The 14,744-nt window shown below is 61.9% G+C and carries 12 protein-coding genes and 1 pseudogene; 6 read left to right on the plus strand and 7 right to left on the minus strand.

Annotation, left to right across the window (positions count from 1 at the left end; translation table 11 throughout):
* Window positions 1-5: 5 nt before the first annotated feature.
* From HBJ59_RS22455 to HBJ59_RS22475, 5 genes are read left to right on the plus strand one after another with little or no spacing between them, the layout of a single operon-like run.
* Entirely contained in the window at window positions 6-938 is a 933-nt protein-coding gene (locus HBJ59_RS22455) for a DUF58 domain-containing protein (RefSeq protein ID WP_167664800.1), read from the plus strand.
* Complete coding sequence (locus HBJ59_RS22460) at window positions 935-1,429, plus strand: DUF4381 domain-containing protein (protein ID WP_010173073.1); 495 nt, start codon at window positions 935-937, stop codon at window positions 1,427-1,429. The genes HBJ59_RS22455 and HBJ59_RS22460 overlap by 4 nt, the downstream gene beginning before the upstream one ends.
* Window positions 1,422-2,510, plus strand: coding sequence for a VWA domain-containing protein (locus tag HBJ59_RS22465; RefSeq protein ID WP_063029404.1), 1,089 nt, complete (start codon window positions 1,422-1,424; stop codon window positions 2,508-2,510). The genes HBJ59_RS22460 and HBJ59_RS22465 overlap by 8 nt, the downstream gene beginning before the upstream one ends.
* Window positions 2,507-4,249: a tetratricopeptide repeat protein gene (locus HBJ59_RS22470; protein WP_076014888.1), complete on the plus strand. Its 1,743-nt coding sequence runs from the start codon at window positions 2,507-2,509 to the stop codon at window positions 4,247-4,249. Before HBJ59_RS22465 ends, HBJ59_RS22470 begins: the two co-directional genes overlap by 4 nt.
* The gene (locus HBJ59_RS22475; protein ID WP_076014889.1) at window positions 4,246-5,886 is read left to right on the plus strand and encodes a BatD family protein; all 1,641 of its coding nucleotides are present in this window, start codon (window positions 4,246-4,248) and stop codon (window positions 5,884-5,886) included. Before HBJ59_RS22470 ends, HBJ59_RS22475 begins: the two co-directional genes overlap by 4 nt.
* 140 nt (window positions 5,887-6,026) lie before the next feature.
* Here HBJ59_RS22475 and HBJ59_RS22480 read toward each other — a convergent pair.
* The 7 genes and pseudogenes from HBJ59_RS22480 to HBJ59_RS22510 all read right to left on the minus strand — a co-directional run.
* Window positions 6,027-6,276: pseudogene (locus HBJ59_RS22480) on the minus strand (carbohydrate ABC transporter substrate-binding protein); the annotation flags it as partial.
* A 203-nt stretch (window positions 6,277-6,479) separates the two neighbouring features.
* Window positions 6,480-8,222 carry an ABC transporter substrate-binding protein gene (locus HBJ59_RS22485; protein WP_076014890.1) on the minus strand — a complete coding sequence of 581 codons (1,743 nt, stop codon included), beginning with the start codon at window positions 8,220-8,222 and terminating at the stop codon, window positions 6,480-6,482.
* A 35-nt stretch (window positions 8,223-8,257) separates the two neighbouring features.
* Window positions 8,258-8,530 (minus strand): DUF2160 domain-containing protein, encoded by a 273-nt coding sequence (locus tag HBJ59_RS22490; protein ID WP_010173082.1) that lies wholly within the window; start codon window positions 8,528-8,530, stop codon window positions 8,258-8,260.
* A gap of 10 nt (window positions 8,531-8,540) precedes the next feature.
* Entirely contained in the window at window positions 8,541-9,341 is an 801-nt protein-coding gene (locus HBJ59_RS22495) for a carbohydrate ABC transporter permease (RefSeq protein ID WP_163913758.1), read from the minus strand.
* 10 nt (window positions 9,342-9,351) lie between these two features.
* Window positions 9,352-10,218 carry a carbohydrate ABC transporter permease gene (locus tag HBJ59_RS22500; RefSeq protein ID WP_010173085.1) on the minus strand — a complete coding sequence of 289 codons (867 nt, stop codon included), beginning with the start codon at window positions 10,216-10,218 and terminating at the stop codon, window positions 9,352-9,354.
* On the minus strand, window positions 10,215-11,312 hold the full coding sequence (locus tag HBJ59_RS22505; RefSeq protein ID WP_167664801.1) for an ABC transporter ATP-binding protein: 1,098 nt from the start codon (window positions 11,310-11,312) through the stop codon (window positions 10,215-10,217). Before HBJ59_RS22505 ends, HBJ59_RS22500 begins: the two co-directional genes overlap by 4 nt.
* Complete coding sequence (locus HBJ59_RS22510) at window positions 11,312-12,406, minus strand: ABC transporter ATP-binding protein (RefSeq protein ID WP_003218524.1); 1,095 nt, start codon at window positions 12,404-12,406, stop codon at window positions 11,312-11,314. Before HBJ59_RS22510 ends, HBJ59_RS22505 begins: the two co-directional genes overlap by 1 nt.
* 341 nt (window positions 12,407-12,747) lie before the next feature.
* Between HBJ59_RS22510 and HBJ59_RS22515 the strand changes: the two genes are divergently transcribed.
* Window positions 12,748-14,565: a sigma-54-dependent Fis family transcriptional regulator gene (locus HBJ59_RS22515; protein ID WP_076014893.1), complete on the plus strand. Its 1,818-nt coding sequence runs from the start codon at window positions 12,748-12,750 to the stop codon at window positions 14,563-14,565.
* Window positions 14,566-14,744: the final 179 nt, after the last annotated feature.

A 14,744-nucleotide genomic window follows, 5' to 3' on the forward strand; every position in this document is an offset into this window, starting at 1 on the left:
CGCCCATGAACGCTAGCGATGGAACCCGTGTCACCTTGAGCGAATTGATCGAGATGCGCCATCGCGTCCGGGAAGTGCAGTTGTTTTCCACGCCGAGCCAGCGCAGCCCGCTGATCGGCCTGCACCACTCGAAACTGCGCGGGCGCGGGGTCGACTTCGATCAGGTGCGGGTGTATCAGGCTGGCGACGACGTACGCACCATCGACTGGCGCGTCACCGCACGTACCCAGGAGCCCCATACCAAATTGTTCCATGAAGAGCGCGAACGGCCGATCTTCATCATGGTGGAACAAAGCTGCCGGCTGTTTTTCGGCTCGGGGCAGATGTTCAAGTCGGTGCTGGCGGCCCAGGCGGCGAGCCTGATCGGCTGGGCGGCACTGGGCCATAACGACCGGGTCGGCGGGCTGGTATTCGGCGACAGCGAGCACTACGAAATCAAACCCCGGCGCAGCAAGCAAAGCCTGCTGCAACTGCTCAACCGTCTGGTGCGGGTCAACCAGAGCCTCAACACCGAACGCCGCCCGGAGGCCGACGCCCTCGGCATGGCCTTGCGCCGGGCCCGGGAAGTTTTGCGCCCGGGCAGCCTGGTGATTGTGATCTGCGACGAGCGCGCCCTGACCGAAGGTGCCGAGCAACAGCTGAGCCTGCTGTCTCGGCATTGCGACCTGCTGCTGTTGCCGGTGTCCGACCCGCTGGACCACGCCCTGCCCGCCGCCGGCCTGCTTCGCTTCGCAGAACGTGGCGCCCAGCTGGAACTGGACACCCTGAATTTTGACCTGCGCCAGGCCTACAAGGCCCAGGCCGAAGCCCGCAGCGCACGTTGGGAATTGCTCGCGCAAAAGCTGCGGGTGCTGTTGATGCCCTTGAGTACCCAGGGTGAAATGGTCGAGCAACTGCGCGAATACCTGAACCCGCAACGCCCGGTTAAAAAGCAATGAGCAGCCTCGACCAACTGCAACCCCTGATCGCCCCGCCGGTGATCGGCTTCTGGCCGCCGGCGCCGGGCTGGTGGCTGTTGCTGCTGATCCTCCCGCTGGCGGGCTGGGGCTTGTGGTCGCTGCGGCGTTTCCTGCCGGCCAAGCGCCCGTTGGCCCGCGCCGAACAGCCCCTGGACCCGTTGCGCATCGCCGCCCTCGCCGAGCTGGCCCTGATGCCCAAACCCTACGACGGCGCGCCGGCCGGTGCCTGGCTGCAACAACTCAACGGCCTGCTCAAACGTCTGTGCCGCAATGACTATCCCTACAGCCAGAGCCACACCCTAAACGGCCGAAAGTGGCTGGCATTCCTCGACAACCGTTGCCCCGCTGCCGGCCTGACTCGCTGGATGGTGCTGGTGGAAGGTGCCTACAAGCCCGAATGCAAACTCGACGACAAGGCCATCGCCGGCCTGACCCAAGCCGTCGACACCTGGATTCGCAAACATGTTTGAGTTCGCCTGGCCGTGGATCTTTGCCCTGTTGCCACTGCCGTGGTTGCTGCGCCTCATCCTGCCGGTGGCCGACAGTGGCGAGCCGGCGCTGAAAGTCAGCTTCCTCAGCGACCTCGAAGGCCTGGCCCGCCGCCGTGCGCGGGTCAACCTGCCGGGCTGGCGCCAGCAAGCGCCGTTCGTGTTCCTGTGGCTGCTGCTGTTGACCGCCGCCGCCCGCCCGGAATGGCTCGGCGAACCCTTGCCGATTGCAGCCAGCGGCCGCGACTTGCTGGTGGCCGTGGACGTTTCCGGCTCAATGGACTTCCCCGACATGCAATGGCAGGACGAGGACGTCAGCCGCCTGAGCCTGGTCAAGCACCTGCTGGGGGATTTCCTGGAAGGCCGCGAAGGTGACCGCGTGGGATTGATCCTGTTCGGCAGCCAGGCTTATCTGCAAGCGCCGCTGACCTTTGACCGACGCACCGTGCGCACTTGGCTCGATGAAGCACGAATCGGCATCGCCGGTAAAAACACCGCAATAGGCGACGCCATCGGCCTGGCCCTCAAGCGCCTGCGCCAGCGTCCGGCCCAAAGCCGAGTGCTGATCCTGGTCACCGACGGCGCCAACAATGCCGGCGAAATCGACCCGCTGACCGCCGCCCGCCTGGCCGCTGAAGAAGGCGTGAAAATCTACCCGATCGGCATCGGCGCAGACCCCGAGGAAACCGGGTCCCTGGGCGTTCTTGGCGTCAACCCGAGCCTGGATCTTGACGAACCGGCCCTCAAGGCCATCGCCGAGGCCACCGGCGGCCGCTACTTTCGCGCCCGCGACGGCAATGAACTGTTGAAGGTCAAGGAAACCCTCGACCAGCTTGAACCCGTGGCCCAGCAACCGACTCAGGCGCGCCCTGCGCAAGCGCTGTACAGCGCGCCGCTGGCGTTGGCGCTGATCCTCAGCATGCTGCTGGTAATCCAGGAGCGCTGGCCGGATAACGCCCTGCAACGGCTGTTCAACAAACTCTCGAGCAAGGGCCGTTTCCTGCAACCCAATCCTGAATGGCGCGAACGCCTCAAACGCCTGCGTTTGCGGAGGCGTCGATGATCGCCTTGTGGCCGCACTGGTTCCGCCCCTGGTGGCTGTTGCTGTTGCCGCTGCTCGGCTGGTTGCTGTGGCAGTTGTGGCACCGCCAGAAACGCGCCGGGCGCTGGCAGATGATTCTGCCGCCGGCGTTCCATGCCGCCTTGCTCAGCGGCGGCAGTGGCCGCGAAAGCAAATCACCGTGGGTGGTGCTCGGCATCGCCTGGCTGCTGGCCGTGCTGGCGTTGCTCGGCCCGAGCTGGGAGCGCGTCGAGCAGCCCAGCCAGAAACCCTCCGACCCGCTGGTGGTGTTGCTTGAACTGACCCCGGAAATGCTCGCCACCGACAGCCCGCCCAGCCGCCTCGAACAGGCGCGGCGCAAGCTGTTCGACTTGCTCCAGGCCCGCAGCGATGCGCAGACTGCCATCGTGGTCTACGCCGGCAGCGCCCACACCCTGGTGCCGCTTTCGGACGACCTGGCCACCAGCCATAACCTGCTGGAAGCCCTGCGCCCCTCGATCATGCCCGAGCCCGGCCACCGCGCCGATTTGGCGGTGGAAAAAGCCCTGAGCCTGCTCAAGCATGGCGGTCTCGGCCAGGGCCGGCTGCTGCTGATCGGCTCGTCGTTGTCCAAGCAGGAGCGCCAGGGCATCCGCCTGCAATTGCAAAGCAACCAGGCGCCAAGCTTGTCGATCCTCGGCATCGGCAGCCGTGAAGGCACGCCGGTGACCCAGGAAAGCGGCGAATTCCTCAAGGACGCCCAGGGCGCAATCCTCGTACCGCGTCTCGACAGCCCGACCCTCAAGGCCTTCGCCAGCGAAATGGGCGGTCGCTACCGCCAGGCCCGTCTGGACGACAAGGACCTGCGCTACCTCGGCCTGCTGGACGGCCCGCAAAGCCTGCGCAATGACGGCCAACTGCTGCACCTCGACACCTGGGCCGACCAGGGTTACTGGCTACTCTTGCCGCTGTTGCTGCTGGCCGCCTGCGCCGGGCGCCGTGGCTGGCTGTTCTTCCTGCCGCTGCTGCTGTTGGGCGCGCCGCAGCCCAGCTATGCCTTCGACTTCCAGGACCTGTGGTTGCGCCCCGACCAACAGGGCCAACTGCTGCTGAAGAAAAAACGCCCGGCCGAGGCTGCCGAGCATTTCGAAGACCCGCAATGGCAAGGCGTCGCGCTGTATGAAGCGGGCAACTATGCCGAAGCTGCCAAGCGGTTTGCCGAGGGCAGCGACGCCTATTCCCACTACAATCGAGGCAATGCCCTGGCCAAAAGCGGCGAGCTGGAGGCGGCGATCGACGCCTACGAACAAGCCCTCGAAGCCCAGCCCGACTTGCAGCCGGCGCTGAAGAACAAAGCGCTGGTGGAAAGCCTGATGCAGCAGGAACCGGAAAAAACCGAGCCGGCCAAACCGGCAAAAAACGAGGATGACGAAACCACGCAACCCGGCCAGACTGCGCAACCTGGCGCCAGCAGCCAGACCGCCACCGGTGGCGAGCAGACGTCCCAAGGCCAGGGCCAGCCCGGCGCGACCGACACGCAAACCGGGGCCACGCCCCACGCCGGCAGCAACGAGGTACCCGGCAGCGAGTTGGGTGATGAGCAAACCACCACCCCGCCGCTGCGCCCCGCAAACGGCACCCTTGAAGGCGAACAGCGCCAGGCCCTGGAACAATGGCTGCGGCAGATCCCGGACAACCCCGGCGAGCTGCTGCGACGTAAATTCTGGTATGAACAGCAACAACATCAGGACAAGACTCGATGAACCGCTGCACCACCCTTCTTCTCACCCTCGCGTTGTGGGCCAGTCAGGCCCAGGCAGCCGGCCTGGTGGCCAGTGTCGACCGCAGCCGCATCAATTCCGGGGAGACGGTGGAACTGACGGTGGAGTCCAACGATGTCACGCTGTTCGGCAAACCGGACCTGGCGCCACTCGACCCGCTGTTTGAAGTCAGCGGCACCCGTCAGATCAACCAGCTCACCACCTTGGCCGGCGACAACCACGCCACCACCCGCTGGATCATCACCCTGCTGCCCAGGCAGAACGGCACCGTGGTGATTCCACCGTTGCAGATCGGCGAACTCAAGACCCAGCCGATCACCCTGCAAGTGGTGGAAACCGTCAGCCAGAACCCCGAGGCCCAACTGGCCCCGGTGTTCATCGAAACCAACCTCGATCAGGACAGCGTCTACGTCCAGGCCCAGGCGCTGTTGACCGTGCGCGTCTACCACTCGGTGTCGCTGTACGACGACAGCAGCCTCACGCCGTTGCAGGTTGCCGATACACGCATCGAACAATTGGGCGAGTCGCGCACCTACGAAAAAGTCATCAACGGCATACGCCATGGCGTGATCGAAACCCGCTATGCCATCTACCCGCAGCACAGCGGCACGCTGACCATTCCGACGCAGACGTTCAGCGCCACCCTGGTAGAGCCCCGGCCCGCCCAGGACAACAACCCCCAAGGCTCCAAGCCCGGCAAACTGATCCACGTCAGCTCGCCGGAGTTGTCGCTGACCGTCAAGGCCAAGCCGGCAATGTACCCGGCCGACACTCCCTGGCTGCCGGCACGCAGCCTGACGCTGACGGAAAGCTGGAACCCCGAGCCCGATCACGTACAGGTCGGCGACTCCCTGACCCGCAGCCTCACCTTGAAAGCCGAAGGCCTGGCCGGCGCGCAACTGCCGCCGCTGGCGCTGAGCGACATCCCCGGCCTGCGCCGCTACCCGGACCAACCGGTGCTGAGCAACCAGAACAACGACCGTGGCCTGATCGGCAGCCGTGAAGACCGCGAAGCCCTGGTGCCCAACCGTGTCGGCGCACTGGAACTGCCGGCGGTGGAAGTGGTGTGGTGGAACACCCACGAAGACCACCTGGAACGCACCAGCCTGCCGGCGCGCACCCTGCAAGTGGCGACCAACCCGAGCCTGATCGTCGACACGCCGGCCAGCCCAACGGTGATCACCGCGCCGGACAATGACAGCCTGTGGGTCTGGCAACTGACCAGCCTGATCCTGGCCTGCACCACCCTGCTGGGCTTCGGTTTGTGGTGGCGTGCGCGCTGGCAGCCGGCAATCCTGCGTGCCGCGCAAACCGGCCCAAGCCCGCGCACCTTGCTGGACGACCTCAAGCGGGCGAGCCAGGCCAATGACCCGCAGGCCACGCGTCAGGCACTGGATGCCTGGGCACGGCAACAACCGGAAACCCTGGCGGATATGGCGGCGCGGTTTGTGCCGTTGTCGGATGCGCTGGACGGGTTGAACGGCGCGCTGTACAGCGAGAGTGGCCAGTATTGGCAGGGTGAGGAATTGTGGCGGGCGGTGAAGGCAATTCCGATGGCGGAGCGTGAGCAGGACCCTGCGGGGGACAGCACCAGCTTGCCGCCGCTGTATCCCAAGTAGACCTCTTTTCTGAGGCGCCACCAATCAAATGTGGGAGCGGCCTTGCTCGCGAAAGCGGTCTGTCAGTCACATATCTGCTGACTGATCCACCGCCTTCGCGAGCAAGCCCGCTCCCACATTTTTGATCTCCTGCGTCTGGGTTACTTGCGCGCCGCCTCCCACGACTTGAGCAACTCGTTATAGCTAACCGTCTCACCCTGTGGCTTCTCATTCGCCAACTTAGGCTTCGGCGCGCCCGGCTGGTCGAACCAGTACTGCGCGTCCCGTTCCTCGTTCATCTTAGGCCCGCAAATCGGCTGCACCTTGGAGCGTTCCAGGCGCGTCCTGATCCTTGGCCAACCCGTCCAGCGCCTGCTGCGGCGTCTTCTCTCCGCTGGCCGCTTCCGAAATACCGTGCACCTCATCGAGATGGCCCGAACCTTGGCTGATCAGGCGCTGGATTGTCTGAAACCACACTAAATTCGAAAACACCGCAAACCCAATGTGGGAGCGGGCTTGCTCGCGAAAGCGGTCTGTCAGTCACATATCTGCTGACTGATCCACCGCCTTCGCGAGCAAGCCCGCTCCCACATTTTTGATCTCCTGCGTCTGGGTTACTTGCGCGCCGCCTCCCACGACTTCAGCAACTCGTTATAGCTAACCGTCTCACCCTGTGGCTTCTCATTCGCCAACTTAGGCTTCGGCGCACCCGGCTGGTCGAACCAGTATTGCGCGTCCCGTTCCTCGTTCATCTTAGGCCCGCAAATCGGCTGCACCTTGGAGCGTTCCAGGCGCGTCATGATCGCGTCCTGATCCTTGGCCAACCCGTCCAGCGCCTGCTGCGGCGTCTTCTCTCCGCTGGCCGCTTCCGAAATATGGCTCCACCACAATTGTGCCAACCGTGGATAGTCCGGTACGTTGGTGCCGGTCGGGGTCCACTCCACGCGGGCCGGGCTGCGGTAGAACTCCACCAACCCGCCGAGTTTCGGCGCCAGGTCGGTCATGGCCTGGGAGTTGATGTCAGACTCACGAATCGGTGTCAGGCCAACGATGGTTTTCTTCAGCGAAACGGTTTTCGAGGTCACGAACTGCGCGTACAGCCAGGCCGCGAGTTTCTGCTTCTCGGGTGTCGACTTGAGGAAGGTCCAAGAACCTACGTCCTGATACCCTTTCTTCATGCCCTTTTCCCAATACGGCCCGACGGGTGATGGCGCCATGCGCCACTTCGGCGTGCCATCGGCGTTCACCACCGGCAAGCCCGGCTTGGTCATGTCGGCGGTAAACGCGGTGTACCAGAAAATCTGCTGGGCGATGTTGCCCTGGGATGGCACCGGACCGGATTCGGAGAAGGTCATGCCCGCCGCTTCCGGTGGCGCGTAGGCCTTCATCCAGTCCACGTATTTCTGCGTGGCAAACACCGCCGCCGGGCCGTTGGTGTCGCCGCCACGGGTCACACTGGAGCCCACCGGGTGGCAGTCCTCCACGCGAATGCCCCATTCGTCCACCGGTAAACCGTTGGGCAGGCCTTTGTCGCCGCCACCGGCCATGGAGAACCAGGCATCGGTGAAACGCCAGCCGAGGGACGGGTCTTTTTTGCCGTAGTCCATGTGCCCGTAGACGCGCTTGCCGTCGATTTCCTTGACGTCCTCGCTGAAGAATTTGGCGATGTCTTCGTAGGCCGACCAGTTCACCGGTACGCCCAGTTCATAGCCATACTTTTCCTTGAACTTGGCTTTCAGGTCCGCCCGCTCAAACCAGTCGGCGCGGAACCAGTACAGGTTGGCGAACTGCTGGTCGGGCAATTGGTAGATCTTGCCGTCCGGCGCGGTGGTGAACGAGATACCGATGAAATCCTTGATGTCCAGGGTCGGCGAAGTGAAGTTCTTGCCTTCGTTGGCCATCAGGTCGGTGATGGATTCTGTCTTGCCATAGCGAAAGTGCGTACCGATCAAGTCGGAATCGTTGACCCAGCCGTCATAGATATTCTTGTCGGACTGCATCTGGGTTTGCAGTTTCTCCACCACGTCGCCTTCCTGCAGCAGGTCGTGGGTCAGCTTGATCCCGGTGATTTCGCTGAAAGCCTTGGCCAGCACCTTGGACTCGTATTCGTGGGTGGTGAGGGTTTCCGACACCACGTTGATCTTCATCCCGCGAAACGGCTCCGCAGCCTTGATAAACCACTTCAGCTCTTCGAGTTGCTGGGCTTCGGTGAGGGTCGACGGTTTGAATTCACTGCCGATCCATTTTTTCGCAGCGTCTTCATAAGCATCCGCCCAGGCCGCAGCACTGAGCCCGCTGAGCGCCAGCACGGCCGCCAATGAAATGCTATGTCGCAGCTTATTGTTTTTATCGAACATAGAGACCTCCTGGTTTTGGGGTTCAAAAGGGGCAGCTAGCCCCAACGCATCACAGACAACAGCCACACCAGAGACAGCGCGGACGCCACCCAGATGCTCCAGCCGGTTACGCCGATCACCAACAAATGCAGGTAGGCGCTGCCGAGAAGACCGATAAACAAGCGATCACCACGGGTGGTGCTGATCGGTAACAAACCGCGCCGGGGGATACTCGGCGAGCGCAATTCCCAGGTCGTCATGCCCACCAGCAGCAGGCCAATTGCGGCAAAGAACAGTGCAGTCGGGGTGGTCCAGGCCATCCATTCCATCATCGACTCCTCAGACACGGCCCAGGGCAAAGCCCTTGGCCACGTGGTTGCGAACAAACCAGATCACCAGCATGCCCGGCAGGATGGTCAACACCCCCGCCGCTGCCAGCACGCCCCAGTCGATGCCGGAGGCCGACACCGTGCGCGTCATCACCGCCGCAATAGGCTTGGCGTTCACCGAGGTCAGCGTGCGCGCCAGCAGGAGTTCGACCCAGGAAAACATGAAGCAGAAAAACGCGGTAACGCCGATCCCCGAGCCAATCAGCGGGATGAAGATCTTTACGAAAAACTTGGGGAAGCTGTACCCATCGATGTAGGCCGTTTCGTCGATTTCCTTGGGCACGCCGGACATGAATCCTTCGAGAATCCACACCGCCAGCGGCACGTTGAACAGGCAATGAGCCAGAGCCACCGCGATATGCGTATCGAACAAGCCAATGGAGGAATACAGCTGGAAGAACGGCAGCAAAAACACCGCCGGCGGCGCCATGCGGTTGGTCAGCAGCCAGAAGAACAGGTGCTTGTCGCCCAGGAAGCGGTAGCGTGAAAACGCGTAGGCCGCCGGCAGCGCCACACTCAGGGAAATCACCGTGTTGAGGCTGACGTAGTACAGCGAGTTGAGGTAGCCGGTGTACCAGCTCGGGTCAGTGAAAATCACCTTGTAGTTGGCAAAGGTAAAGTCCTGGGGAAACAGGGTCAGGCCGCCGAGGATTTCGGTGTTGCTCTTGAAGGACATGTTCAGCAGCCAGTAGATAGGCACCAGCAGGAACAGGATGTAGATCAGCAGCGGGATCAGCTTGCGCTTGCTCATGTTGGCGGCCTCAGCGGTTGGCGTCGGAGTGGGTCATGGCGGTGTAGAACAGCCAGGACACCAACAGGATGATCAGGAAGTACACCAGGGAAAACGCCGCCGCCGGGCCCAGGTCGAATTGGCCTACGGCCATCTGGGTAAGGGTCTGACTGAGGAAGGTCGTGGCATTCCCCGGCCCGCCGCCCGTCAGCACAAACGGCTCGGTGTAGATCATGAAGCTGTCCATGAAGCGCAGCATCACGGCGATCAACAGCACGCTTTTCAGCTTCGGTAGCTGAATATGTCGGAACACTGCCCAGCTGGACGCCCGATCAATTCGCGCCGCCTGGTAGTACACATCCGGGATCGCCCGCAGCCCCGAGAAACACAGCAACGCCACCAGGGACGTCCAGTGCCACACGTCCATCACCAGCACCGTGACCCAGGCGTCCATGGTGTTGGCCGCGTAGTTGTAGCTGATGCCCATGGCGTTGAGCGTTGAACCCAACAGGCCGATGTCGGCGCGGCCGAAGATCTGCCAGATGGTGCCGACCACGTTCCACGGAATCAGCAGCGGAATCGCCATCACGATCAACACCAGTGAGGACCAGCGACCCTTGGTGGGCATGGTCAGGGCGATGGCGATGCCCAGCGGTATCTCGATCAACAACACACAGGCGGAGTAGATGAACTGGCGCAGCAGCGAGTCATGCAGGCGCGGGTCCAGCAGCACCTGTTTGTACCAGTCGGCGCCGACGAAGTAGCGGCTGGATTGGTCGAAGATGTCCTGCACCGAATAGTTGACCACGGTCATCATCGGGATCACCGCGCTGAAGGCCACCAGCAGGAACACCGGCAATACCAGCCACCAGGCCTTGTTGTTCTGCACCTTGTTCATGGCTGCACCTCCAGCAAGTAGTCATCGGCATACACCATCAGCCACTGCCCCGGAAAGCTGATGGACGCCTGGCCCTCGGGCACCGGCTTGTCTTCGGCCAGGCGCACCTTCAACGGTGCGCCGTCGAGGTTGAGGGTCATGATCTTGTAGGTGCCGAGGTCTTCGACATGCGTGACTTGCGCCTGTAGCGCGTCGGGATTGTGCTCATCCCACACATGGATAAATTCCGGGCGGATGCCGACCTGCAGCTTCTTGTAGGGCTTTTCGCCAATGCGCTGCTGCAACGCCTCGGGCAACGCCAGATGTGTCCCGGCAAAGCGCACGCCACCCGCCTCTGCCTGCACTTCAATCAGATTCATCCCCGGGCTGCCGATGAAATAGCCGACAAAGGTGTGGCTCGGCCGCTCGAACAACTCCCGGGGCGTGCCGAACTGCACGATCTGCCCGCCATACATCACCGCGATCTTGTCGGCGAAGGTCGAGGCTTCCAGTTGATCGTGGGTCACGTAGACCATGGTGATGTTGAACTGCTCGTGGATCTGCTTGAGCTTGCGCCGCAGCTTCCACTTAAGGTGCGGGTCGATCACCGTCAGCGGTTCGTCGAACAGGATCGCCGACACGTCATCCCGCACCAGCCCGCGGCCCATGGAGACTTTCTGTTTTTCATCGGCGGTAAGGTTGCGGGCCTTTTTGCCCAGCAGGTTTTGCAGGTCGAGTACCTCGGCAATTTCCTGCACCTTGCTGTGAATCTTCGCCTCGGCCATGCCCTGGTTTCGCAGGGGAAAGGCCAGGTTGTCGAACACGGTCATGGTGTCGTATACCACCGGGAACTGAAACACTTGGGCGATGTTGCGTTTTTCCGGGGTCAGCTCGTTCACCACCTTGGTGTCGAACAGCACCTGGCCTTCGGACGGGCTGAGCAGGCCGGAGATAATGTTGAGCAAGGTCGACTTGCCGCAGCCCGACGGCCCGAGCAACGCATAGGCACCACCCTGCTCCCAGACGTGGTTCATTTCGCGAATCGCGTAGTCCTCGGGGCCGTTTGGCTTTGAGCTGTAGCTGTGGGCCAGGTTCTGCAAATGGATCTCGGCCATCAGGCAACCCTCGCGACACGTCGGCCCGGAGCCTGGACCAAACGTCCCTGGCCATCGAACACAAACAATTTGTGGGTAGGGATATAGATGCGGATCGGCGCGTCGACGTCGTACTCGTGCACGCCGGGCAAGTGCAGCACCAGCAGGAAGTGTTCGCTGCGCACGTGCAGGAAGGTTTCCGAGCCGCTGATCTCGGCGACCTCCACGGTCACCGCCAGCTCCAGGTCATCGTCGTTGCTCGGCACCAGGCTGATATGGCTGGGACGCACGCCAAAGCGAAACTCGCCTTCGCCGATGGGCCGCAGGTCAACGTTCAGCGGAAAGTGCACGAAGTTGGCGAAGCTCACTTCGTTGCCACTGATACGCCCGGGCATCAGGTTGATCGGCGGTTCGGAAAACAGCTCGGCCGCCAGCACGGTTTGCGGCTGGTGATAGACCTCGGCCGCCTTGCCGCTCTGAATCACCCGGCCCTCATGCAGAATCGTGGTGGTGCCGCCCAGGGCCAGGGCTTCGTTGGGTTCGGTGGTGGCGTAGATCGCGATGGTGTGGCGCGCCTTGAACAGCTCGCGCATTTCCTGGCGCAGTTCTTCTCGCAGCTTGTAATCCAGGTTCACCAGGGGCTCATCGAACAGGATCAGCTCGGCGTCCTTGACCAGCGCCCGGGCCATGGCCGTGCGTTGCTGCTGGCCGCCGGAGAGTTCCAGGGGATGACGCTGGAGGAATTTCTCGATACGCAGCATTTTCGCGGTTTCGAGAACCTTGCTCTGGATCTGCTCGGCAGACACACCGGCCTGGCGCAGCGGCGAGGCGATGTTCTCGAACACGGTCATGGTCGGGTAGTTGATGAACTGTTGATAGACCATCGACACGTTGCGCAAACGCACCGGTTTCTGGGTGACATCGACGCCGTTCATCAGGATGCGCCCGCTGTCGGGCTTGTCCAGGCCGGCCATCAGGCGCATCAGGCTGGTCTTGCCGGAGAGCGTGCGGCCCAGCAATACATTGAAGGAACCGGCTTCGAAACGCAGGTTGGCGTCGTCGATCCAGGTCTGGCCTTCGACAACGCGTGTGACGTGCTCCAGGGTCAACGACATGACACGACCTTTTTATTATTGGAATGGTTCTGGCAGGAACAACACAGAGCGAGTTCCGTGCCAAAAACCCAAAAACCAGGCCGGTCAACGGGTTAGGCAAAAAGCCGATTCGCCTCTGAACAGAAATGAACAGGTCAGGCTGAACAACTGAACAATCGGCGGGTTGACAATGAACAGTTCTGAACAACACTTTGTGTAGGAGCGAGCTTGCTCGCGAAGAACGTCAACGATAACGCGCTCATCCAGCATGAACGCGGCGCCCTGAAGTTTTTCGCGAGCAAGCTCGCTCCTACATAGATAGAGATAGAGCCCAATAACAACAATAAGACAGGGTCACCGCCATGAGCACACCGCTGGCGCACGATGCCATCATCCAGGACTCCTGGCGCCGCTGCCGGGCTTATGGCCTGGATCATCAGAGCACGCCAAGCTTCGACCAACTGCCCGCAGAAGGCGTCAGCCAGTTGCTGGAAAGCCAGCATTCCCTCGTGCAAACCACCCACCAGGAAGTGCTGCCCTACTACGAGAATATCCTCAGCAACTCCAACTGCCTGATCATGCTCGCCGACAATCAGGGCCAGGTGTTGACCTCCTGGGGCACCCAACGCTTTATCGAACCCACGCTGGCCCGTGGCTTCAGCGCCGGCGCCAGCTGGATGGAGCGCTCCAGCGGCACCAATGCCATCGGCACCGCCCTGGCCTGTGCCCAGGCGGTGCATATCGAACACGACGAACACTTCCTCAAGGCCAACCGCTTCATGACCGGCTCGGCGGCGCCGATCTTCGATGCGCAGCGGGAAATCATCGCGGTGCTGGATGTCTCCAGCGACAGCTACCTGCCGCCCTCCCATACCCTCGGCATGGTCAAGATGATGAGCCAGACCGTAGAGAACCGGCTGATCCTCAACCTGTTTCGCGGTGAGCATTTCCAGCTGACGTTCAATACCGGCTTGAACAACCTTGATAGCCAATGGGCGGGCTTGCTGATCTTTGATGAAAGTGGCCAGGTACTGTCAGCCAACCGCCGGGCCGATAACCTGCTGGGCATCAGCCTGTCGCGGGTGCTGATCGACAGCCTGTTCAAGGTCTCGCTGCTGGAACTGCTCAACCAGCCCGAAGGCCTGCCCTTCTCGCTGCAAGCCGCCGGGCGCAACCGCTTTCAATGCCTGTTGAAACGGCCCAGGCAGGCGCCGGTCCAGGCCCGTGTGTTTGTGGAAACCAAAAAAACCAGCGAACCCGCCCCCACGGCCATCAGCCTCAAGACCCTGCACTTTGGCGACGCCCGGGTGGAAAAGGCGGTACGTCAGGCCGAGCGCCTGCTGGAAAAAGACATCCCGTTGCTGATCCACGGTGAAACCGGCGTCGGCAAGGAAGTGTTCGTCAAAGCCCTGCACCAGGCCAGTTCCCGCAGCCAACAAGCGTTTATCGCCGTCAACTGCGCAGCGATCCCTGCCGAACTGGTGGAGTCGGAACTGTTCGGCTACGAAAAAGGCGCGTTCACCGGCGCCAACCAGAAAGGCAGCATCGGGCTGATCCGCAAGGCAGACAAAGGCACGCTGTTCCTCGACGAGATCGGCGACATGCCGCTGCCGACCCAGGCGAGGCTGTTGCGGGTGTTGCAGGAACGGTGTGTGCAGCCCGTAGGCAGCAGCGAATTGTACCCGGTGGATTTGCGGATCATCTCCGCCACCAACCGCTCGCTGCGGGAGCAAGTACAGCTCGGGCGTTTTCGCGAAGACCTGTATTACCGCATCGGTGGCCTGACCCTGGAACTGCCGCCGCTACGGGAGCGCACTGATAAACAGGCGTTGTTCAAGCAGCTGTGGCAACAGCATCGCGAACCGACCCAGTGGGCGGGCTTGAGTGATGAGGTGCTGGCCTTGTTTGAACAGCATCCGTGGCCGGGGAACCTGCGCCAGGTGAGCAGCGTGTTGCAGGTGGCGCTGGCCATGGCGGAAGAGCAGCCGATTCGAGTGGAACATTTGCCGGATGATTTTTTTGTGGATTTGAATGGGGTGGTGCCGGTGTGTGATGCAGTGGATGACAGTCTGGACTTGAATGAGCGGCTGAAGGCGGTGGGTGGGAATATCTCCCTTCTGTCTCGGGAGCTGGGGGTTAGCCGTAATACCTTATACAAACGCCTGCGCCAGAACCAATGACCTGATCGGGAACACGGTTAAACCGGTGGGAACCGACCCAGTGAAACTCAGGATATGGCTCTTGTTGGAAACCATGTTCACAGCGCTGCAACAAAGGTCCTTCAGTAGTTTTTAATTTTTAGGATAAGTAAAACCCTCTCTTTATCTCTAAGGATTTCAGTTAGTTCCGACGCTCGTGA

Origin of the sequence: Pseudomonas sp. AN3A02 (genome assembly GCF_011765255.1) — a bacterium.
Lineage (GTDB): Bacteria > Pseudomonadota > Gammaproteobacteria > Pseudomonadales > Pseudomonadaceae > Aquipseudomonas.